Genomic DNA, 19,845 nt, shown 5'->3' on the forward strand with positions numbered 1-19,845 from the left:
GAACGGGTAGGCGGGGTGTTCCACCACGTGGGCGATGATGCGCTCGCCCCGCCGGGCGTCCGGCACGCCGACCACGGCGCAGTCGTGCACGGCGGAATGGCGGCGCAGCACCTTCTCCACCTCGGATGGGGACACGGTGAAGCCGCTCACCTTGATCATGTCCCGCTGGCGGTCCACGATGGTGATGAAGCCCTTCTCGTCCATCACGCCTATGTCACCCGTGCGGAGCCAGCCCTTCGACAGGGTCTGCGCGGTGGCGAGCGGCGCGTTCCAGTAGCCCGCGAACACCTGCGGCCCGCGCACGACGACCTCTCCCGTCCCGCCCGGCGGCAGGACCTTCGTCGGCTCGTCCTGGTCGACGATGACGGCGTCGGTCATGGGCAGCGGCAGCCCGACGGTGAGGTTGCGCGCCCCGCCGCCCAGCGGGTTCGCGGTGACGGCCGGGGACGCCTCGGTCAGCCCGTAGCAGTTGATCAGGCCCTTGGCCCCGACCTCGGCGAGCCGGTCGATCGTGCTCTGCGACAGCCCCATCGCCCCGGAGATGAAGATGCGCAGGGAGCGCAGGTCGTCCGGCCGGAACCGCGGGCTGTCGAGCACCTGCTCGTACAGCGTCGACACCCCGGGGAAGATCGTCGGCCGGTACCTGCGTATCGCGCGGACCACGCGGTCGCCGTCGTAGCGGGGGAGCAGCACCACCGCCCCGGCGGTCATGACGGGCGCGACGAGGCAGCTCATCAGCCCGAACGAGTGGAACAGCGGAAGCACCGCCAGCGTCACGTCCTCGCCGGGACGCCCGTCGAGGTCCCACGCGTGCTGCTGGCAGGCGTTCGCGACGAGGTTGCGGTGCGTCAGCATCGCGCCCTTGGGCCGCCCCTCCGTCCCGCCGGTGTACTGGATGGCGGCCAGATGCCTCGACGGGTCCATGGGCAGTTGCCGGACGCGCCGCGCGGGCGGCCTCTGCAACTCCTTGAACGGGACGACGCCGGGTTCCCGCGGCACGTCGGCGGTGATGGCCGCGCGCCGCCGCTGCATCTGCACGAGCGGGAGCCGCAGGGCGAGCCGCCTGGTGGCCGGGAGGAAGTCGGCCAGGGACGTCACGATGACGTGTTCCAGACCCGCCCGGGACCGCACGGCCTTCACCGTCTCGTAGGAACGATCCAGCACCACGGCGACGCGCGCGCCGCAGTCGGCGAGCTGCCTGAGCATCTCCTCCTCGGTGTAGAGGGGGTTGTGCTGGACCGCGATCGCGCCCCTGCGCAGCACGCCGAAGAACGCGATGACCTGCTGCGGGCAGTTCGGGAGGATCAGCGCCACCCGGTCGCCGGGCTGCACTCCCAGCCGGTGCAGGCCGTCGGCGAACCGGTCCACGGCCTCGCGCAGGTCCCGGTAGCAGATCCGCCGGCCGAAGAAGATCAGCGCGTGGTTGCGGGGGAACCGGTCCGCGGCGTCGTCGAGCAGGCGCGTGACGGGCACGTCCGGGATGTCGACCTCCCGGGGGACCCCGGGCTGATACCACTGGTGCCAGGGCGAGGAGCGCAGTGACGAGTGCCACATAACGCCCGATTGAATCATCTCCGGCACCGTCGCGCCGGGCGAAGAAACGCGAACCCGCGGGCCGCCGGGCGCGCCGGTTCAGCGCGTCCAGCCCTCCGAGCGGGTGACGGTACGGGCGCCGGGGGCGGGCGGCTCCACCGCGCGGCCCTCGTAGGCGGTCGACAGGACGATGTGCGAGTTCATCTCCCCGTGCTCCCCGAGGCGTTCCAGGAGCCCCTCCAGGTGCTGCATCGACGCCACCCGCACCTTCAGCATCGAGCACCAGCCGCCGCTCAGCTTGTGGACCTCGGTGACCTCGGGCAGGTCCTCGGCGGCGGACGTCTTGAGCAGGCAGCGGCCGAGGGCGCACCGCATCTGCACGAAGGCCGTCAGCGGCTGGCCGACCCTGGCCGGATCGACGCGCGCCTGGTAACCGGTGATGACACCGGCCTCCTCAAGGCGCCGCACCCGCTCGGCGACCGCCGGGGACGACAGGTTCACCAGGGCCGCGAGCCGGTTGAACGACAGGCGGCCGTCCCGCTGCAGCTCGGCGAGGATCCGCCAGTCCGTCTGGTCCATGTGGAAAGTCCCTTCGGGGAATCGCTTTGCAATCTATAGGCCGAAAGAGCTGAAGGCCAGGGATCATCCATTCCTTCCGGTAAATGGCCTTTCTAGCGTTAAGGCATGGAGACACGATCCCGTCCGATGGCCGCCCTCTGCTCGGGCGTCGCCCTGATGAACGCGTCCATGGCGGTGGCGAGCGCGACCGCGACCCTGGTCGCCGCGGACCGGCTCGGCGCCGCGTGGGGAGGCGTGCCGAACACCGCCGGCATCGTCGGGACGGGCGCCGGCGCCCTGGCGCTGACCCGGCTCGTGCGGGCGAGCCGGCGCCGCGCCTTCGTCCTCGGCTACGCCGCCGCGGCGGCGGGCGCCTGCCTGGCCGCCCTCGCGGTCGCGAAGGGCGACGTCGCGGGGCTGTGCCTCGGGATGCTGCTGCTCGGGCTCGGCAACGCGGGGGCCCAGCTCTCCCGGTACGCGGCGGCGGACCTGCACCCGGCGGGACGGCGCGGCTTCGCCATCGGGCTCGTGGTGGGGTGCGCGGCCGCCGGCGCGGTCGGCGGGCCGCTGCTGCTCGACCCGTCCGGCGAGGCCGCCGCGGACGCCGGCCTGCCCGCGTTCACCGGCCCGTTCCTGCTGGCCGTCCTGACCTGCGCGGTCGCCGCCGCCGCCGCGACCGGCGGACCCGGCGGAAGGGCGGGGGCCCAGGGCTCGCCGCCGCCGCTGCGCCGCCTCGCCCGTACGCCGGCCGCCCGCTCCGCGCTGGCGGTGATGGTCACGGCGCAGGTCGTGATGGTGGCCGTCATGACGGCGGCGCCTCTGGACATGCACATGCACGGCGACGGCCTCGGGACGGTCGGCATGACGCTGTCCGCGCACACCCTCGGGATGTTCGCCCTGTCACCGCTCACGGGGCGGATGACCGACCGGTACGGCGCGCACCCGGTGATCCTCGCGGGTCTCGCCGTGCTCGCCCTCTCCACGGCGCTCGCGGCGGTCGCGACCGGGTCGCCGGGACGCGTCACGGCGCTCTTCCTGCTCGGGTACGGCTGGAACCTGTGCTTCGTCGGCGGCAGCGCACGCCTCGCCCGCGACCTGCCCGAGGCGGAACGCCCGCACGTCGAGGGAGCCGTCGACGCGGCCGTCTGGACGGTCGCCGCGGCCGCGAGCCTGCTGTCCACGGCGGTGCTGTCGGCGGGCGGGTACGCCGTCCTGGCCTGGGCGTCGTGCGTCGGGGCCGTCGCCGTCGCGGCCGGGCAGGCCCGCCGCCGCGCGCCCGGGGCCGGGCAGGCCGGGCAGGCCGGGCAGGAGATCGGACGGACGTGACCCGGGGTCAGATGCGGCCGGTGCCGCGGCAGACGTTGCACCGCTCGTGGGTGGCGGTGCTGGTGCCGGTGCCGTTGCAACCGGGGCACGACCGCGTCGCCGGTTTGTTGTGCTTGCCCAAGTCCACCACCCCCTGGGAGTTCATCCTAAGGGCTCGGCAGTTCGCATGCCGTGCCCGCTTATCAGTTCGCTGACAGGGCCCTCCGGGTTCACCCCGAGCTCCGGCGAACCCCCGAACCGGGGCCGGACGACGTCGCGGCGCGCCCCGCCGAGTCGCGTTCGCCTTCCCCTCCGACGCTTGTACGCTGTCCCTCACGCGCGCCGTCGTCCGGTCACGGTGCCCCGAGCAAGGAGATCGCGCAGGTTGGTGCCATTGCCGCTGACCACCGCGATCCGTCCCTACGACTGGGGATCGCGGACCGCCCTGGCCGAGCTGCTCGGCGTCGAGCCGACGGGGCGCCCGCAGGCCGAGCTGTGGGCGGGCGCACACCCGGCCGCCCCCTCCCGCGTGGACGGGACGCCCCTCGACGTCCTCATCGACCGCGACCCCATCGGGATGCTCGGCGCGCCGAGCGTGGAGCGGTTCGGGCCCACGCTGCCCTACCTGCTCAAGGTGCTGGCCGTCGAGAAGCCGCTGTCGCTGCAGGTGCACCCGACCACGGCGCAGGCCGAGGCCGGCTTCGCCCGTGAGGAGGCGCAGGGCATCCCCGTCGACGACGCCGCCCGCACCTACAAGGACCCTTTCCACAAGCCCGAGATGGTCTGCGCCCTCACCGAGTTCCACGGCCTGTGCGGCTTCCGCGACCCGGCCGAGACCGCCGCGCTCCTCGAAGACCTGAAGGTCCCCGAACTGGACGCGTGGATCAAGACGCTCCGCGCCGAGCCGCCCGCCGATGCGCTCCGGACCGTCCTCACCCAGATGCTGGACGAGCGCTCCCGGCCCCTCCAGGCCGCGGTCGAGCCGGCCCTGACGGGCGTCTACGCCGACATCGCCCGCGCCCACCCCGGCGACCCGGGAGTCCTCGCCGCCCTCCTGCTCGACCACGTCGAGCTCAAGCCCGGCCAGGCCCTCTTCCTCGGCGCCGGGGTGCCCCACTCCTACCTGGGCGGCCTCGCGATCGAGGTCATGGCCAACTCCGACAACGTCGTGCGCTGCGGTCTCACCGCCAAGCACATCGACGTCCCCGAGCTGATGCGCGTCGTCGAGTTCGCCCCGTCCCGGCCGCACCGCGTCGAGCCCACGGCCGACCACCGGTACCGCACGACGGCCGAGGAGTTCACCCTCGTCCGCCACGACCTCGCGGGCGTCCCCGAGGACCTGCCCGCCGGCCTCCCGCAGACGCTCCTCTGCCTGGAGGGCGAGGCCCGCCTCACCGCGGAGCCGGCCCTGACGCTCGCCCGGGGCGAGGCCGCCTTCGTCCCCGCCGGCGCCCCCGCGACCCGCCTCACCGGACACGGCACGCTCTACCGCGTGCTCCCGGGGATCGGGTCATGACCGTCCTCGCCCTCGACATCGGCGGCACCAAGTTCGCCGTCGCCCGCGTCGACGCCGCCGGCAGGCTCCTCGACCGCGCCGAGCACCCCGTCGGCCAGGCGCCCACCGCCACCCTGCGCGGCCTCGTCGCCGACTTCGCCGGGGACGGCCGGACGCGCCGCTCCCTGACGGGCGTCGGCATCGGCTCGGCCGGCCCGATCGACGCGGCCGCCGGCACCGTCAGCCCGAGCAACATCCCCCGCTGGCGCGGCTACCGGCTCGTCGCGGCCGTCCAGCGCCTCGTCCCCGGCGTCCCCGTCACCCTCGCGGGCGACGCCCAGTGCATGGCGCTCGGCGAGTGGTGGCGCGGCGGCCACGACTGCGGGTCCCTGCTCGGCGTCGTGGTGTCGTCCGGCGTCGGCGGCGGCCTCGTCATGGACGGCCGCCCCTGGACGGGACGCACCGGCAACGCGGGCCATATCGGCCACGTCGTCGTCGACCTCGACGGCGAGGCGTGCGTCTGCGGCGCCCGCGGCTGCCTGGAGACGGTCGCCGGGGGCCTCGGCATGGTCCGCTGGGCGCTCGCCCAGGGCTGGACGCTCGCCCCCGCGACGGGCCGCCCCGACGCCCGCGCCCTCGCCGCCGCCGCCCGCGCCGGCGCCCCGGTCCCGCTCGCGGCCTTCCGGCGCGCCGCCGGCGCCCTCGCCACCGCGATCCTCAACACCGCCTCCGTCCTCGACGTCCGCGACGTCGTCATCGGCGGGGGCGTCGCGGCCGCGGGCGACCTGCTCCTCGATCCGCTGCGCGCCGCGATCACCGCCCGCGCCGGCATGCCGCACCTGCGCGACCTGCGCGTGTCCTCCACGACCCTGGAGCGCGACGCCGGTCTCTACGGCGCCGCCGCCCTCGCCCTCCTCGCCTCCGGCGAACCCCTGCGCCCCACCCCCTGAACCAGACCCTCAACGCTTCCTTAAAGACGCCATAAGGAGGGCGGCGGGGCTGGGGAACGGTGCGAGGTTCGTGGTGTGGCACTGCGAATGGGCAAAGACACCGGTTCGTTCGCCCCCGGTCAGCCGGGGGAGCGGATGCGCCCCGCGGTGGTCGCCCGGGCCTTCCAGGGGCTGCCGCCCGCGCACCGCGAGATCCTCACCGAGACGGTCTTCCGGGACCGGTCGGTCAACGAGGCCGCCGCCTCGCTGGGGGTGCCGGTCGACGTGGTCAAGGTCCGCGTCTACCACGCGCTCCGGGCGCTCAGCGCGGCCGTGGAAACGCCGCGGACGTTCGCGTGACGCCCGCGAGGCTGCGGACGATGGCGGCGAACGCCTCGATGAGCGGGCCTCCGTCCGCCCAGGCGAGCGCGACGCGCAGCGGCTCCACGTCCGTGAGCGGCACCCAGGACAGTCCAGGACGCGTGTAGTACAGCGCCATGCTGGACGGCGCGAAGCAGATGGCCGTGCCCTCGGCGACCTGTTCGAGCATCTCCTCGACGTTGTCGTTGGTGGGCCCCCAGCGCGGGGCGGAGCCGTCAGGGCGGGGGTTGACCGCCCACCAGTCCACCCACTCGCGGGGGGCGCGCTCGGTCCACATGAGGGGCTCGTCCTTGACGTCCATGATGGAGACGCCCTCGGCGGAGGCGAGCGGATGGCCCGCGGGAAGGCCCACGACGCGGGGCTCGGTGTGGACGGTCTCGGAGTGCAGGCCGCCCAGGTCGGCGGGGAGCCACACGAACGCCACGTCCACCTGCCCGGCGCGGAGCGCCGCGGTCTCGCCGCCCCAGTCGAAGCGCTTGGGCTCGACGCGGACGCCGGGGTGGGCGCGGGCGAACTCGGCGCGGGCCCGGGTCGTCAGCTCGCCGGCGCCGCTGGCCTCGAACCCGACGCGCAGGACGCCGGTCTGCCCGCGCCGGTGCCGCTCGGCGACGGCGGCGACGCGGTCGGCCTGCCGGACGGTGCGGCGCGCCTCGGCGATCACGTCGCGGCCGGCCGGGGTGGGGGTCACGCCGCCCGCGTGCCGGTCGAACAACCGGACGCCGAGCTCGGCTTCGAGCCTGCGCAGGGCGTAGGAGAGCGCGGGCTGGCTGACGTAGAGGGCCTCGGCGGCCCGGCCGAGGTTGCCCGCGTCCGCGATCGCGGCGAGGTAGCGCAGCTGGCGCAGCTCCATCCGGGCATCATAAACGCTCTTTATCGGACGGGAGAACTTCTGTCTTGGACGGCGGGGCCGCTGAGCTGCGATAACTATGGTCATGACGAACATTTCTGACAATGGACGGGTCTGGCTGATCACCGGGGCGAACTCGGGCTTCGGAAGGGCGATCGCCGAGGCGGCGCTGGCGGCCGGGGACACGGTGGTCGCGGCGGCGCGGCGGCCCGAGACGCTGGACGATCTCGTGGCGCGCCACCCGGGGCGGGTCGCCGCGGTCGAGCTGGACGTCACCGACCAGGCGAGGGTCGCGGACGTGGTCGCGGACGCGGTGCTGTGGCACGGGCGGATCGACGTGCTGGTCAACAACGCCGGGCGCGGTGTCGTCGGCGCCGTGGAGGAGACCACCGACCGCGAGCTGCGCGAGCTGATGGACCTGCACTTCTTCGGTCCGGCGGCGCTGGTCCGGGCGGTGCTGCCGCACATGCGCCGGCAGGGGAGCGGCGCCGTCGTGCAGATGTCGAGCATGGGCGGCCGGTTCTCCTTCCCCGGCGTGGGCGCCTACTCGGCGACCAAGTTCGCTCTGGAGGGCCTGTCGGAGGCGCTGGCGCAGGAGGTCGCGCCGTTCGGGATCAAGGTTCTGGTGGTCGAGCCGGGGGCGTTCCGGACGTCGTTCGCCGGCGGCGGCCTTCACCAGACGGCCGCGATGCCGGAGTACGCGGGCAGCGTCGGCCCGGTCCGGGCGAACCTGCCGGGCAGCGACGGCAGGCAGCCGGGCGATCCGGCCAAGGCCGCCGCGGCGATCCTGAAGGCGCTCGACGCCGACGACACGCCGCTCAGGCTGCTGCTGGGCAACGACGCCGCGGACGCCGTGGACGCCGCCCTCGCCGGAGCGCGGAAGGAGTTCGCGGCCTGGGAGCCGATCTCCCGGGGCACCGATTTCGAGGAATGAACCGATAAATGGGTTGCCGGGGCGGAACCGCCCCGGCACCATGGACGTCGTAGGGGAGAAAGCCGGAAAGACGGGACCGGGAAGGGGAGCCGCGATGCGACGTCGAATGCGCAGCAGCCATTCCGGTCTCGGGAGCCGCCGACGGACGTGACCCGCACGTCCTGACGCCGACCGCCCGAAGACCACGGGCGGTCTTTTTCGTTTCCGGAGGGTTGGCCGAGCGGAAAGGCAGCGGCTTGCTAAGCCGTCGTCAGGGTCACCCCTGCGCGAGTTCGAATCTCGCACCCTCCGCGCTGAGCAGGGACGCTGGTGCGTCCGGCGGTCTCATAAACCGCAGCAGGCAGGTTCGATTCCTGCGCTCAGCACGCAAGAACACGTCTCCGTGGCGCAGTGGAGAGCGCGCCGGGTTGCGGACCCGGAGGCCGCAGGTTCGATTCCTGCCGGAGATACGGCTTTCGTGGTGTAGTGGTCTGCACACCAGGTTGTGGTCCTGGAAGTGTCGGTTCGATCCCGACCGAGAGCCCTATGCATTTTGTCCGACCGTGACCGGCAGATATTGCTCAGGTGCTGGTATCCGGTTGCGTTGCGTTTGATCGAACCTGGAAAAACCTTCCGCATGTACTGTTCCTCCCCGCGGGCGTTGCGGACCCGCGTCGTCGGCCTGAGCCTGCTCGCCGTGCTGGCGCTGACCGTCCACGGCGGTCCCGCCCGGGCGGCCTCGGGCCCCGCGCCCTACCTCGACCCGCGGCTCTCGGTGGAGGACCGCGTCGACGACCTGCTCGACCGGATGAGCCTGGCCGACAAGCTCGGCCAGATGACGCAGCCGGAGCGGCGCTACGTGACGCCGGAGGAGGTCACCCGCTACCGGATCGGGTCGGTGCTGTCCAGCGGAGGGTCGTCGCCCAGCCCGAACACGCCGCGGAGCTGGGCGGACATGACCGACGGCCTCCAGCGGGCCGCGCTCGCCGCGCCGCTGCGCGTCCCGATGATGTACGGCGTCGACGCGGTGCACGGCCACAACAACGTGGCCGGGGCGACGATCTTCCCGCACGACATCGGGCTCGGCGCGGCCCGCGACCCGGCCCTCGTCCGCCGGATCGGCGCGGCGACCGCGGAGGAGATGACGGGGACGGGCGCGGACTGGGACTTCGCGCCCTGCGTGTGCGTGGTCCGCGACGACCGCTGGGGCCGGACGTACGAGTCGTTCGGCGAGGTGCCCGAGCTGCCCGCGATGATGACGACGCTCGTCGAGGGGCTCCAGGGGGACCGGCTGGGCGGCCCCGCGTCCGTCCTGGCCACGGCGAAGCACTACCTCGGGGACGGCGGCACCGAGGGCGGCGACGACCGCGGCGACACCCGGATCTCGGAGAAGGAGCTCCGCGCGGTCCACCTGCCGCCGTTCCGCGAGGCCGTGAAGCGCGGCGTCGGCTCGGTGATGGTCTCCTACAGCTCGTGGAACGGGCTGAAGATGCACCGGAACAAGTACCTGATCAGCGATGTCCTCAAGCGCGAGCTGGGCTTCACGGGCTTCGTCGTCTCCGACTACAACGGCATCGACGAGATCGACGGGAAGCGGGGGTTCACCAAGGAGGAGGTCGCCGCCGCGGTCAACGCCGGGATCGACATGGTCATGGTGCCGGCCGAGTGGCGCCGGTTCATCGACCACCTGCGGGACGCGGTGAAGGACGGCGCCGTCCCGATGTCGCGCGTCGACGACGCGAACCGCCGCATCCTGACGAAGAAGTTCGAGCTGGGCCTGTTCGAGCGGCCGCTGGCCGACCGCTCGTACCTGAGGACGGTGGGGAGCGCCGCGCACCGCGCGCTCGCCCGGCGCGCGGTCGCCCGGTCGCAGGTGCTGCTGAAGAACGCCGGCGGGGTCCTGCCCCTGGACGACGACGACAAGGTCTTCGTCGCGGGCCGCAGCGCCGACGACATCGGCATGCAGTCGGGCGGCTGGACGATCACCTGGCAGGGCGCGCCGGGCCCGGTCACGAAGGGCACGACGATCCTGCAGGGCATCCGCAGGGCGGCGGACCCGTCCGCGACCGTCGCCTACAGCAGGGACGGGACGGGCATCGACAGGTCCTACGACGCGGCGATCGCGGTCGTCGGCGAGAAGCCGTACGCCGAGTACCACGGCGACCTCACCGGCGGCATGGGCCTCGACGACGCCGACCTGAAGACGATCGACCGGCTGCGGGCGTCCGGCGTCCCGGTGGTCGTGGTGCTGGTGTCGGGACGTCCGCTGGACATCGCCGCGCAGCTGCCGAAGTGGAGCGCGCTCGTCGAGGCGTGGCTGCCGGGCAGCGAGGGGGCGGGCGTCGCCGACGTCCTGTACGGGGCCGCCGCACCCACCGGCAGGCTTCCCGTGACGTGGATGCGAGCGGCCTCCCAGCAGCCCATCAACAGGGGCGACGGCAAGAAGCCCCTGTTCCCCTTCGGCTACGGCCTCACGTACGAGTGAGCGCCTCCTTCAGGACGTCGTCCAGCGGGGACGCGGCGACCCCGAACGTCTCCTCGATCGCTGAGGAGTCGGCGGTGAACGGCCGGTGCGACATGTGCTGCGTCTCCCACATCTCCTCCCAGAACGGGTCCGTGAGGCTCAGCAGGGTCAGTTCGCGGTCCGTCATGGTGTCCAGGCGCGGTTCGGGGACGCCGGCGAGCGCGGCGAGGCGTCCGGCGACCTCGCGCACCGACGCGGTGATCGTCGGGGCGTGCCACGGCCGGCCCCATCCGCGCGCGTCGCGGGCGACGGCGACGAGCGCGCGGGCGGTGTCGCCGATCGCCGAGTAGGCGTGCGGGACGTCGAGCTCCGCCGGGACGAGCGCCGGGCGTCCGGCGAGCACCTTCGGCTGCACCATGAGCGTGAAGACGGAGTAGGCCCCGGCGCCGATGAACTGGCCGGCGCGCACCTCCGCGGCCCGCACCCGACCGGCGTCGTGCGCCTCCTTGGCCCGAAGCCACATCTCGGCGCGCACCCGCCCCTTGGACCCGGTCGCCTCCAGCGGGCGCTCCTCGGTGACCGGGCCGTCCACCGGCCCGTATCCGTAGAGGTTGCCCAGCATGACGTACCCCGCGCCGGACCGTTCGGCGGCGGTCAGGATCGAGCCGAACAGCGCGGGCAGCAGGTCCGGCCACGTGTGGTAGGCGGGCGCCGCCGCGTTGAACACGGTCGCGGCGCCCTCGGCGAGCCGGCTGAGCGCGCCGGTGTCGGTGGCGTCCAGCGCGAGCCGCTCGATGAGCGGGTGCTCCGGCCCCGCTCCGCTGCGGGACACCATCCGGACGCGGTCGCCCGCGTCGGCGAGGAGGAGAGCGGTGGCGGTGGCGGTGGCTCCCCTGCCGACGACGACATGAAACGGCATGATTCACTCCAGTGAGGTAGCGGCCGGGCATCCGGCCGTCGCACGCTCCACTCTGCGGTCCGCCGCCCTCGGGCGGCAGGGGCCCGATCGCCAATCGTCCGGAGGTTCTGGCCAGATGCACAGGGTCGCGGTCGTCGTCGTCCCGCCGGTGATGAGCTTCGATGTGACGATCCCGGAGATGGTGCTGGGCGCCGCCGAGGCGGATGGCGGTCCCGCCTACGAGCTGCTGCTCTGCGCCGCCGAGCCGGGGCGTCCGCTGGAGACCGTCGGCGGCCTGGACGTCGTCGCCCCGCACGGGCTGGACGCCGTGCGCGGCGCGGACAGCGTCATCGTGGTGGGCAGCGGGGGCCGCACCGGCATCGAGCGGCCCGTCCTGGACGCCCTGCGCGCCGCGGAGGGCACGGGGAAACGCGTCGCGGCCATCTGCACGGGGGCCTTCGTGCTCGGCGAGGCGGGCCTGCTGGACGGGCGCCGCGCCACGACGCACTGGGGCCTCACCGGCGACCTGGCCCGCCGCTTCCCCGCCGCGAAGGTCGTCCCCGACGTCCTGTACGTCACGGACGGAACCGTGCTGACCTCGGCCGGGGCCGCCGCCGGGATCGAGCTGTGCCTGCACCTGATCCGCGAGGACCACGGCGCCGCGGTGGCGGCCGGGGCGGCGCGGCTGACGGTCGCGGCGCCCCCGCGTCCCGCCGGCCAGGTCCAGCGCCTCGAAGACCCGCTGCCCGCCGGACCGGACGTGTCGCTCGCCGAGACCCGCGCCTGGGCCGTGCGGCGCCTGGGGGAGCCGCTCACCCTCGCCGACCTGGCCCGGCACGCGCGCGTCAGCACCCGCACGCTGACGCGCCGGTTCCACGCGGAGACGGGCCACAGCCCGTTGCAGTGGCTGCTGCACCAGCGGATCGACCGGGCCCGCGAGCTGCTGGAGGGCACCGCGCTCCCGATGGAGCAGGTCGCCCGCCGCTGCGGCCTCGGCAGCGCCGACTCCCTGCGCCTGCACTTCGTCCGCAGGCTCGGCGTGACCCCGAGCGCCTACCGCTCCGCTAGTCGGCGAGCGCGGCCAGTGCCCTCTGGAGGTCCTCGGACGCCTGGTCTGCCGGCTTCTTCCCGGTGAGCGCCGCGGTGACGTGCTCCTGGACGGCGGCGCTGACCTCGCTGTAGCGGACGACGACCGGGCGAGGCCGCGCCTTGTCCATGCCCTGCCTCAGCACCGGCAGGTACGGGTACCGCTTGATCATTTCGGGGTCGCCGTAGAGGGCGGCGAGGGACAGCGGGAAGGACTGGGCCCTGCCGTACTCCCTCTGGACGGCCGGGCTGACGATGTGGGCGACGAAGTCGCGGGCGGTGGCCTGGTGCCTGGAGAACGCCGACACGGCCAGGTTGTTGCCGCCGAGCGTCCCCGAGCCCGGCCCGTCCTCTCCCGGGATCGGCGCGACGCCGAACTTCCCGGCCACCTCCGAGCCGTCCTTCCCGGCCGCGAGGGCGTAGACGTAGGCCCAGTTGCGGTGGAAGACGAGATGCCCCTCCTGGAACGCGCGGCGGCCCTCCTCCTCCTTGAAGGTGATGGCCTTCCGCGGGACGGTGCCGTTCCGGAAAGCGTCCACGAGGAACCTCAGCCCGGCCTTGGCCTGCGGGGTGTCCACCCGCGGCCTGCCCGACGAGTCGAAGACCTCTCCGCCCGCGGACTGGACGGCCTCGGAGTAGTTGACCGTGAGCCCCTCGTACTTCCCGTACTGGCCCGCGTAGCAGTCGACGCCCCTGCCCCCGGGCGTCCGGCGGACCTTCGCGCAGGCGTCGCGCAGCTCGGCCCACGTCTTCGGCGGACCCTTCACCCTGGCCTCGGCGAGGAGGTCCTCGCGGTAGTAGAGGACGCCGGTCCCGGTCAGCCACGGCGCCGCGTACAGCCTGCCGCGGTACTTCCCGGTCTCCAGGGCCGCCGGGACGAACGAGGAGGCGTCGACCAGCCCGTCCGGCAGCGGCAGGATCCAGCGGCGCGCGGCGAACTCCGCCGTCCACACCGCGTCCAGCCGGACGACGTCGTAGGCGTCCGACTCGATCCGCATGTTCTGGACGAGCTGCTGCCGCGCCTGGTCGCCGTCCTCGGGCAGCTCGACGAGCCGGACCCTCTCCTTCGGGCGGCCGTCGTTCCACGCGGCGACGAGCCGCTGCACGGTCCCGGTGAGGTCCTTGCCGGTGGCGACCGTGATGGGCCCCCGGCCGTCGTTGCGCGCGGGCGACGACCCGCCGGACGAGCCGCCGCACGCGGCCGCCGCGAGGGCCAGGGACAGCGCCGCGGCGACGGCCGGCAGGAGTCTGGTGGTCATGGGCTCACCGCGCCTTTCGCCGGGGACGACCGCGGGTCGAGTTCGATGACGGCGCCGTCCAGCCGGGCCCGTTCGGCCGCCCACACGACGCGGTGCGAGGCGAGGCTCTCCCGGGGACCGGTGCTGAGCGGGGCGGGGTCGCCCGCCGCCAGCGCGGCGACGAACGCGTCGGCCAGCGCGTCGTCGTCATCGTCGTGCCGTCCGTCGGACGCGCCGCCGGGAGGGGCGGCGCCGGGCTCGACGGTCTCGCTCTCGCCGGTGACGAAGTCGCGGACCGTGATGCGGAGGCCGTCGCCCTCCAGGGAGCCGGACGTCCCGAAGACGCGCGTCTGGCGCGGGGCGGCCGCCGCGAACGCGGTCATGGTGAACACGCCGGTCGCGCCGGACGGGAACTCCATGTTCACGACCTGGTGGTCGACCACGTCGTTGTCGCAGGCGTAGACGCAGCGCCCGTACGGGCCCTCGCGCAGCGCCCGCAGGACGCCCGCCTCGGTGCGGTCGTCGGTGACCGCGCCGAGCGGCCACCTCTCGCGGGCGGGATCGCCGAGGCACGCCAGGTACAGCCGGGTCGCGGAGTAGGGGCAGCGGGGCTCCACGGTGCAGTCGACGCAGCGGTCGGCGGCGCCGGGCGGCCGCTCCCGCGGGCGGAAGTGCGACAGCCGCCCGAACGAGGACACCCGCGCGGGGACCTCGCCCATCACGTGGATCAGCCAGTCGAGGTCGTGGCACGACTTCGTCATCAGCATCGGCCCGGACTCGTCCGCCCGCCGCCAGTTGCCGCGCACGTAGGAATGGGCGTGGTGCCACCAGCCGACCGGTTCGAGGTGCTGGACGCTGACCGGGGCGCCGATCCGGCCGTCCTCGATCAGCCTCCTGAACGCGCGGGTGTACCGGCTGTAGCGCATCACGTGGCAGACGGCGAGCATCACCCCGGCGCGCTCGACGGCGTCGACGATGCGCAGCGCGTCCGCCTCGGACGTCGCCATGGGCTTCTCCAGCAGGATGTGGCAGCCGAGGCCGGCGAACCGGATCGCGGGCTCGGCGTGCTCGGCGTCCTGCGTCGCGATGATCACTCCGTCGGCGGGGCGGCCCCCGGCGGCCATCTCCCGCCAGCCGGGGAAGACCTGATCCGGCGCGAGGCCGTGCTCGGCCGCGAACCGGGCGCGCCGCGCGGGGTCGGGCTCGGCGACCGCGACGATCCGGCCGATCCCGGCCGCCCGGATCCGGGCCGCGTAAGCGCGGCCGCGCAGCCCCGCTCCGGCCACCGCGATCGTCGGCCCCGTCCGCTGCATCGCCGCGCCCTTCCGACCTGGCCGTCCGCGCCGCCCGGGGAACCGGGGGCCGACTTACGCAAGGTGCTTTCATAAGTAGTCTGGCCATAATGTCGTCCGTCCGCCGAACGCTGTCAAGGGGTACCCGTGCCGCACCACTCTCTCCACGGAGGCGACCCCTCGGTGCTCCGCCGGCTCAACTCCGCCGCGACGCTGCGCGCGCTGCGCGACGGCGGCGAGGCGACGCTGTCGGAGCTGGCCCGGCGCGTCGGGCTGTCCCGGCCCACCACCGAGGGCGTGCTGGGCGAGCTGATCGACCGCGACCTGGCCGCCGAGGACGCGCCGCGCCCGGGCGGCGGGCTCGGCCGTCCCGCCCGCCGCTACCGGTTCCGCGCGGAGGCCGGGCACGCCCTCGGCGTCGACGTCGACGCGCACCGGGTGCGGCTGCTGCTCGCCGACCTCTCCGGCGAGGTCGTCGGCGGGCACCGCGCCGGCCTCCCCGGGGGCGCGGAGCCCGGCGAGCGGATCGCGGCGGTGCGCGCCGCGGTCAGGGCGTGCCTGGCCGGGGCGGGCGTCGACCGGCGGTCGCTGCGGGCCGTCGCGGTCGGCACCCCCGGCGTCGTCGCCCCCGACGGGACGATCACGTCCTGCACGGTCGTGCCCGGGTGGGAGGGCGTCCACCTGGCGCGCGAGCTGGGCCGCTCGTTCTCCTGCCCCGTCCTCGTCGAGAACGACGCCAACCTCGCCGCCATGGCCGAGCGGTGGCGCGGCGCCGCCCGCGACGCCGACGACGTCGTCTGCGTCTACGCCGCCCTGCACACCGGCATGGGCGCGATCATCGGCGGCCGCCTGCACCGGGGCCGCTGGGGGGCGGCGGGCGAGATCGGCATGCTGGACGAGCTGGGCCTGCGGGACACGGCCGCCTCCCTGGTGCCGGACGCCGGATCCGGCCCCCTCCTCGTCGAGGAGGCGGAGCGCGTCCTGGACGCGGCCGGGCGCGGGTCCGCCGAGGCGCGGGACCGGGTGGAGCGGCTCGCCGCCCGGATGGCGCGCGGCGTCGCGGCGATGGCCCTCGCCCTCGACCCGGAGACGATCGTGGTCGGCGGCCCCCTGGCCGGGGCCGGCGCGCCGCTGGTCGCCGCGCTGCGCGAGCGGGTCGCCCCGCTGTCCCTGAGCCCGGTCCGGATCGAGGGCTCCGAACTCGGGGACGAGTCGGTGGCCCTCGGCGCCGTCCGCCTCGCCCTCGACAGGATCGACGAGGACCTGTTCCGTCTCGCGCCCCCGTCCGATCCCGGCGAGGAGCCCCGGGCCCGCCCGCCCGCATCGGCGTGAATGGCCGACCGGCGCGAATGATAAAACCGCCCGAAACGAACCTGTGCCTACAAACCGCTTTCGCACCCCTTGAGTTCTTAGGAGATCAGTACGCTGCGTACCGCGAAATGACCCTCTGTGCTGTCGGTGGGGCCCGGTAAGGTCTCCGGTGTACTGGTGGAGAGGGGACGGCGAACGGACAGGAGCGACATGAGCGCACAACCCGTAGAGCCACTCCTCCCCGGGCAGGTCCACCGCGTCCCGAGAACGATCAAGGGCATCGCCGACTGCCTGCCCCGGGAGAAGCGGGATCAGTTTCTCGGCGAGGTCATGGACGCCAGGTTCGGCCCTGAACTGACGAACCTGCTGTCGGGATGGCATGCGGAAGCGATGTTCAGCCAGGTGCCCGACCGCGAGGAGCGTCGCGCGAGGGCGACCGAGGAGATGAGGGCGGGAAGAAAGATCTCCCTGGAGGAGATCAGGGCCGGACGCCGCTTTCGCAGCGGAAACGAGTGACCGCTCGCAAGAGCGGCTGGACGGTCTTCTGCTCTGAGACGGCGGGCCTGATCCTCCACTCCTCCCTCCCGAAACAGATCGAAGACCGCCTTGTCGAGTACCTCTGCGAGCTGGCCTGGCAGGGTGGTGCCGCGGTCGACCTGGGGTTACCGCCGCCAGGGAAGCCGCTCGACGAGGCCGGAGTCGCTTATGCGGTCTCGCTCGACGACATCGACGCGTCCATCGAGTATCTGGTCGTCCGCGATATCAAGGAGTTCCACATCACCGATATCAGCTGGGCCGGCTGACCCGACGTCGCCTGACCTGACGCCGGTTGGCTCGGTGGGCGGGGGCTAGGGGGTGAGCGGGGGGTCGAAGTGCCAGCCCTCGGCGAGCAGGGCGTCGATCGCCTCGACGGCGGCGGCCAGGCGCCGCTCGTGGGGGCCCGTCACGGTGAGGTGGGGGAGGCCCTGCTTCTCCAGTTCCTCCTGGAAGCGCCCCGACATCCACGACCTGATCCGCTCGCCGTCGCGCCAGCCGTCCTGCTCGAAGGGGACGCCCGTGTGATCGGTCACGATCCACAGGTGGTGCGGCGTCCGCCCGTGGACCGCCTCGACCTCGGGAGCCGACGCGCCGACGTAGCGCTCGTGCCAGATCACCGTGGCGAACGCGTCGGTGTCGCAGACCAGCAGCGGCGAGCCCGACCGGGCCGCCGCGTCCTCCAGGGCCGCGTGGTGCTCGGCGATCCGGGTGAACTCGGCCGACTCCCACTGCAGGTCCTCCAGGCGCAGGGACGGGTCGCCCTCCCGCCGCCGGACGGCGGCCAGCTTCTCCTCGGTGAACGTCCGGCCGTACTCCGGCACCCACCGGGTCGCCTCCCACACCCCGCCCCGCCGCGCGTAGTGGGCCGCGAGCGCGCGGGCCAGCGTGGTCGTGCCGGTCGACTCGGCGCCCACGACCACCACCCGCCGCGCCAGGTACGCCCGGACGGGCGGCGAGAGGTACTCCCAGTGGGCTGCGGGGTCCTCCCGCACGGCGGTGCCGCTCACCGGGAAGCGCTCGCGCGGCGGGTCGACCGGGACGTGCGCGGCCGAGAAGCGCTCGGCCAGTTCCGGCCCGTACGCCTCCGAGCTGAACACCGCGTCCACCGGCGGGACGGACGCGCCGAGCCCCGACCGCATCGCCAGGCCCGCCCTGAACGCCGCGACGTGCGCCGACCAGGCCTCGTCGGACTCGTAGTCGATCTCCGCGTCGTCCACCACCGGGACGATCTCCACGTGCGGCTGCGGGTGCGCCTCGCGCAGCCACGCCGTGCGCAGCGCCAGCGGGATGCTCTCCACCGTGGACGCCGCCACGACGACGCTCACCCGGGCGCAGGACGCGGCGGCCGTGTCGATCAGATGGTGGTGCCCGGCGTGCGGCGGATAGAACTTGCCGATGACCAGGCCGTGCTCGTGCTTCACGCGGCCACCGCCGGGGCGAGGTGCCGCGCGCGCAGGTCGCGGCGCCACGCCAGCAGCCCGGACACGCACAGCGCCAGGAACACGACGTAGAGGGCGCTGGTGAGCTTGAGGTCCTTGGCGAAGTACAGCGGGATGTAGACGAGGTCGGCGGCGATCCACAGCCACCACGACTCCAGCAGCTTGCGCGACTGCCCGTAGGTCGCCATGAGGGAGAGCGCGGTGGTGAGGGCGTCCCAGAACGGGACGGTGGAGTCCGTCCATGCCGACAGCGCCCAGGTCAGGAACGCGGTGCCGGCGGCGCCCGCGGCGATCAGGGCGGCCCACTCCGCGCCCCGCGTGCGCCGCACCGGGAGCCGGTCGCGGCCGTCCCCGCCGTACAGCCACACCCACCAGCCGTAGAGCTGGAGCGCGACGTAGACGACCTGGAGGCCGGCGTCGGCGTAGAGACCGCCGTCCAGGAACACCAGGCCGAGCAGGATCACGTTCGCGATGCCGATCGGCCAGTTGAGGATGTTCTGCCGGACGACGAGCCACACGTTGACGGCGCCGGTCGCGAAGCCGAGCAGCTCCGCCCACGTGGTGGGGACCGACCCGAGATGGAAGGCGGGGTCGAGCAGCGGACCGAGCGGGACGTTCACCGGCATGAGCGCAATGATCACATATCGTCAGTCGGACGACAAGTGGATCAAGGGGCGGGAGACGGCGCTCGCTTGACAAATGAGTGAGCGCTCACTCAGAATCGGGGGCATGGCACCCGACGAGGAGGCACCGATGTATCCCGAGCTCAACGGCATGGTCGCGGTCGTCACCGGCGGCTCGCGCGGCATCGGCGCCGCCACGGCACGCGCGTTCGCCGCCGAGGGCGCCAGGGTCGCGGTCCTCGGACGAGACCGGGCGGCGCTCGACCGGGTGGCCGGGGAGACCGGCGGGATCGGCGTCGCGGCCGACGTCACCGACCTGGCCGCCGCCGAGGCCGCGCGCCTGCGGATCGAGGACGAGCTCGGCCCGGCCGGCGTCCTGTGCGCCTTCGCGGGCGGCGGCATCGCGCGCCCGGGCCCGACCGCGGCCATGACCGAGCAGGAGTGGCGGTCGGTCCTGGACGGCAACCTCACCGCGACCTTCCTCACCCTGAAGGCGTTCCTGCCCGGCATGCAGGAGCGGAAGGCGGGGTCGATCATCACGATGTCGTCCTCGGCCGGGCGGCTGCCGACGAACCTGCCGGGCGGCGGCGGCCGCGAACTGGGCAACCCGTGGGGCGCCCCCGTCGCCTACGAGGCCGCCAAGGCGGGCGTCCAGGCCCTCACCCGCCACGCCGCCGCCGAAGCCGGGCGGGACGGCGTCCGCGTCAACTGCGTCGCCCCGGGAACGATCCGCACCGAGCGCACCGCGAGGTTCATGCCCGAGGAGACCCAGGCCGCCGTGGCCGCCTCCCACCCGCTCGCCCGCCTCGGCGAGCCGGGCGACGTGGCGGCCGCCGCGCTCTTCCTGGCCTCGTCCCAGTCCGCCTGGCTGACGGGCCTCACCCTCGACGTCACCGGCGGCCGCGTCATGCTCTGACCCGCGGAACGCGGGTGGGGGCGGGCCCCCCCCCCCGGCGGCCCGGCCCCGGGCCGGGGGGGGGGCGCCCCCCCGGGGCA

General features: G+C 74.1%; 19 protein-coding genes and 4 tRNA genes. 15 read left to right on the forward strand and 8 right to left on the reverse strand.

Annotated elements, in window-relative coordinates:
* Positions 1-1,473: AMP-binding protein (locus AB0C69_RS18250; RefSeq protein WP_360354764.1), on the reverse strand; the 1,473-nt coding region annotated here is incomplete at its 3' end.
* Positions 1,474-1,632: 159 nt separating this feature from the next.
* A complete protein-coding gene (locus AB0C69_RS18255; protein ID WP_345184876.1) occupies positions 1,633-2,112 on the reverse strand; it encodes an Lrp/AsnC family transcriptional regulator in 480 nt (159 codons plus the stop codon).
* A 105-nt stretch (positions 2,113-2,217) separates the two neighbouring features.
* Between AB0C69_RS18255 and AB0C69_RS18260 the strand changes: the two genes are divergently transcribed.
* The 4 genes from AB0C69_RS18260 (at position 2,218) to AB0C69_RS18275 (ending at position 6,180) form a co-directional block, all read left to right on the forward strand.
* Positions 2,218-3,417, forward strand: coding sequence for an MFS transporter (locus AB0C69_RS18260; RefSeq protein WP_360354767.1), 1,200 nt, complete (start codon positions 2,218-2,220; stop codon positions 3,415-3,417).
* Positions 3,418-3,784: 367 nt separating this feature from the next.
* Positions 3,785-4,912 (forward strand): mannose-6-phosphate isomerase, class I, encoded by a 1,128-nt coding sequence (manA, locus tag AB0C69_RS18265; RefSeq protein ID WP_353835005.1) that lies wholly within the window; start codon positions 3,785-3,787, stop codon positions 4,910-4,912.
* Positions 4,909-5,841 carry an ROK family protein gene (locus AB0C69_RS18270; RefSeq protein ID WP_353835006.1) on the forward strand — a complete coding sequence of 311 codons (933 nt, stop codon included), beginning with the start codon at positions 4,909-4,911 and terminating at the stop codon, positions 5,839-5,841. Before manA ends, AB0C69_RS18270 begins: the two co-directional genes overlap by 4 nt.
* A gap of 75 nt (positions 5,842-5,916) precedes the next feature.
* Positions 5,917-6,180 carry a sigma factor-like helix-turn-helix DNA-binding protein gene (locus tag AB0C69_RS18275; protein WP_360354771.1) on the forward strand — a complete coding sequence of 88 codons (264 nt, stop codon included), beginning with the start codon at positions 5,917-5,919 and terminating at the stop codon, positions 6,178-6,180.
* On the opposite strand, the gene AB0C69_RS18280 is transcribed toward AB0C69_RS18275, so the two are convergent.
* The gene (locus AB0C69_RS18280) at positions 6,143-7,051 is read right to left on the reverse strand and encodes a LysR family transcriptional regulator (RefSeq protein WP_360354774.1); all 909 of its coding nucleotides are present in this window, start codon (positions 7,049-7,051) and stop codon (positions 6,143-6,145) included. The genes AB0C69_RS18275 and AB0C69_RS18280 overlap by 38 nt on opposite strands.
* 82 nt (positions 7,052-7,133) lie before the next feature.
* Here AB0C69_RS18280 and AB0C69_RS18285 point away from each other — a divergent pair, with 82 nt between their 5' ends.
* From AB0C69_RS18285 to AB0C69_RS18310, 6 genes are all read left to right on the forward strand, one after another.
* A complete protein-coding gene (locus tag AB0C69_RS18285) occupies positions 7,134-7,982 on the forward strand; it encodes an oxidoreductase (protein ID WP_360354777.1) in 849 nt (282 codons plus the stop codon).
* Positions 7,983-8,188: 206 nt separating this feature from the next.
* Positions 8,189-8,273 (forward strand) — tRNA-Ser (locus AB0C69_RS18290).
* Position 8,274: 1 nt separating this feature from the next.
* A tRNA-Met gene (locus AB0C69_RS18295) sits at positions 8,275-8,347 on the forward strand.
* Positions 8,348-8,358: 11 nt separating this feature from the next.
* Positions 8,359-8,431: transfer RNA gene (locus AB0C69_RS18300), tRNA-Arg, on the forward strand.
* A 2-nt stretch (positions 8,432-8,433) separates the two neighbouring features.
* Positions 8,434-8,505, forward strand: a tRNA-His gene (locus AB0C69_RS18305).
* Positions 8,506-8,598: 93 nt separating this feature from the next.
* Positions 8,599-10,446: a glycoside hydrolase family 3 N-terminal domain-containing protein gene (locus AB0C69_RS18310; RefSeq protein ID WP_360354780.1), complete on the forward strand. Its 1,848-nt coding sequence runs from the start codon at positions 8,599-8,601 to the stop codon at positions 10,444-10,446.
* On the opposite strand, the gene AB0C69_RS18315 is transcribed toward AB0C69_RS18310, so the two are convergent.
* The gene (locus AB0C69_RS18315) at positions 10,433-11,344 is read right to left on the reverse strand and encodes an NAD-dependent epimerase (protein ID WP_360354782.1); all 912 of its coding nucleotides are present in this window, start codon (positions 11,342-11,344) and stop codon (positions 10,433-10,435) included. The genes AB0C69_RS18310 and AB0C69_RS18315 overlap by 14 nt on opposite strands.
* Positions 11,345-11,459: 115 nt before the next feature.
* Here AB0C69_RS18315 and AB0C69_RS18320 point away from each other — a divergent pair, with 115 nt between their 5' ends.
* Positions 11,460-12,458, forward strand: coding sequence for a helix-turn-helix domain-containing protein (locus AB0C69_RS18320; RefSeq protein WP_360354785.1), 999 nt, complete (start codon positions 11,460-11,462; stop codon positions 12,456-12,458).
* On the opposite strand, the gene AB0C69_RS18325 is transcribed toward AB0C69_RS18320, so the two are convergent.
* Together AB0C69_RS18325 and AB0C69_RS18330 are read right to left on the reverse strand one after the other, a co-directional pair.
* On the reverse strand, positions 12,388-13,668 hold the full coding sequence (locus tag AB0C69_RS18325) for an ABC transporter substrate-binding protein (RefSeq protein WP_360354787.1): 1,281 nt from the start codon (positions 13,666-13,668) through the stop codon (positions 12,388-12,390). The genes AB0C69_RS18320 and AB0C69_RS18325 overlap by 71 nt on opposite strands.
* Positions 13,665-14,960: a Gfo/Idh/MocA family oxidoreductase gene (locus AB0C69_RS18330; RefSeq protein ID WP_360354789.1), complete on the reverse strand. Its 1,296-nt coding sequence runs from the start codon at positions 14,958-14,960 to the stop codon at positions 13,665-13,667. The genes AB0C69_RS18325 and AB0C69_RS18330 overlap by 4 nt, the downstream gene beginning before the upstream one ends.
* A 126-nt stretch (positions 14,961-15,086) precedes the next feature.
* On the opposite strand from AB0C69_RS18330, the gene AB0C69_RS18335 reads away from it, so the two are divergent.
* The 3 genes from AB0C69_RS18335 (at position 15,087) to AB0C69_RS18345 (ending at position 17,053) form a co-directional block, all read left to right on the forward strand.
* Complete coding sequence (locus tag AB0C69_RS18335) at positions 15,087-16,271, forward strand: ROK family transcriptional regulator (RefSeq protein ID WP_360354792.1); 1,185 nt, start codon at positions 15,087-15,089, stop codon at positions 16,269-16,271.
* A 117-nt stretch (positions 16,272-16,388) separates the two neighbouring features.
* A complete protein-coding gene (locus AB0C69_RS18340; protein WP_360354795.1) occupies positions 16,389-16,766 on the forward strand; it encodes a hypothetical protein in 378 nt (125 codons plus the stop codon).
* Positions 16,763-17,053 carry a hypothetical protein gene (locus tag AB0C69_RS18345; protein WP_345184910.1) on the forward strand — a complete coding sequence of 97 codons (291 nt, stop codon included), beginning with the start codon at positions 16,763-16,765 and terminating at the stop codon, positions 17,051-17,053. The genes AB0C69_RS18340 and AB0C69_RS18345 overlap by 4 nt, the downstream gene beginning before the upstream one ends.
* 45 nt (positions 17,054-17,098) lie before the next feature.
* On the opposite strand, the gene AB0C69_RS18350 is transcribed toward AB0C69_RS18345, so the two are convergent.
* Together AB0C69_RS18350 and pnuC are read right to left on the reverse strand one after the other, a co-directional pair.
* Positions 17,099-18,208: an AAA family ATPase gene (locus AB0C69_RS18350; RefSeq protein ID WP_360354797.1), complete on the reverse strand. Its 1,110-nt coding sequence runs from the start codon at positions 18,206-18,208 to the stop codon at positions 17,099-17,101.
* Complete coding sequence (pnuC, locus tag AB0C69_RS18355; protein WP_360354800.1) at positions 18,205-18,852, reverse strand: nicotinamide riboside transporter PnuC; 648 nt, start codon at positions 18,850-18,852, stop codon at positions 18,205-18,207. Before pnuC ends, AB0C69_RS18350 begins: the two co-directional genes overlap by 4 nt.
* 103 nt (positions 18,853-18,955) lie before the next feature.
* Between pnuC and AB0C69_RS18360 the strand changes: the two genes are divergently transcribed.
* Positions 18,956-19,765 (forward strand): SDR family NAD(P)-dependent oxidoreductase, encoded by an 810-nt coding sequence (locus tag AB0C69_RS18360; protein WP_360354803.1) that lies wholly within the window; start codon positions 18,956-18,958, stop codon positions 19,763-19,765.
* Positions 19,766-19,845: the final 80 nt, after the last annotated feature.

Origin of the sequence: Actinomadura sp. NPDC048032, assembly GCF_040653175.1 — a bacterium.
Classification (GTDB): Bacteria; Actinomycetota; Actinomycetes; order Streptosporangiales; family Streptosporangiaceae; genus Spirillospora; species Spirillospora verrucosospora.

What these genes read in the sequence shown, in the direction of transcription:
- AB0C69_RS18285 (WP_360354777.1), top strand. Translation starts at nt 7,134, where the DNA reads ATGACGAACATTTCTGACAATGGACGGGTCTGGCTGATCACCGGGGCG.
- AB0C69_RS18310 (WP_360354780.1), top strand. Translation starts at nt 8,599, where the DNA reads ATGTACTGTTCCTCCCCGCGGGCGTTGCGGACCCGCGTCGTCGGCCTG.
- AB0C69_RS18260 (WP_360354767.1), top strand. Translation starts at nt 2,218, where the DNA reads ATGGAGACACGATCCCGTCCGATGGCCGCCCTCTGCTCGGGCGTCGCC.
- AB0C69_RS18255 (WP_345184876.1), bottom strand. Translation starts at nt 2,112, where the DNA reads ATGGACCAGACGGACTGGCGGATCCTCGCCGAGCTGCAGCGGGACGGC.
- AB0C69_RS18360 (WP_360354803.1), top strand. Translation starts at nt 18,956, where the DNA reads ATGGCACCCGACGAGGAGGCACCGATGTATCCCGAGCTCAACGGCATG.
- AB0C69_RS18270 (WP_353835006.1), top strand. Translation starts at nt 4,909, where the DNA reads ATGACCGTCCTCGCCCTCGACATCGGCGGCACCAAGTTCGCCGTCGCC.
- AB0C69_RS18325 (WP_360354787.1), bottom strand. Translation starts at nt 13,668, where the DNA reads ATGACCACCAGACTCCTGCCGGCCGTCGCCGCGGCGCTGTCCCTGGCC.
- pnuC (WP_360354800.1), bottom strand. Translation starts at nt 18,852, where the DNA reads ATGCCGGTGAACGTCCCGCTCGGTCCGCTGCTCGACCCCGCCTTCCAT.
- AB0C69_RS18315 (WP_360354782.1), bottom strand. Translation starts at nt 11,344, where the DNA reads ATGCCGTTTCATGTCGTCGTCGGCAGGGGAGCCACCGCCACCGCCACC.
- AB0C69_RS18330 (WP_360354789.1), bottom strand. Translation starts at nt 14,960, where the DNA reads ATGCAGCGGACGGGGCCGACGATCGCGGTGGCCGGAGCGGGGCTGCGC.
- AB0C69_RS18320 (WP_360354785.1), top strand. Translation starts at nt 11,460, where the DNA reads ATGCACAGGGTCGCGGTCGTCGTCGTCCCGCCGGTGATGAGCTTCGAT.
- AB0C69_RS18280 (WP_360354774.1), bottom strand. Translation starts at nt 7,051, where the DNA reads ATGGAGCTGCGCCAGCTGCGCTACCTCGCCGCGATCGCGGACGCGGGC.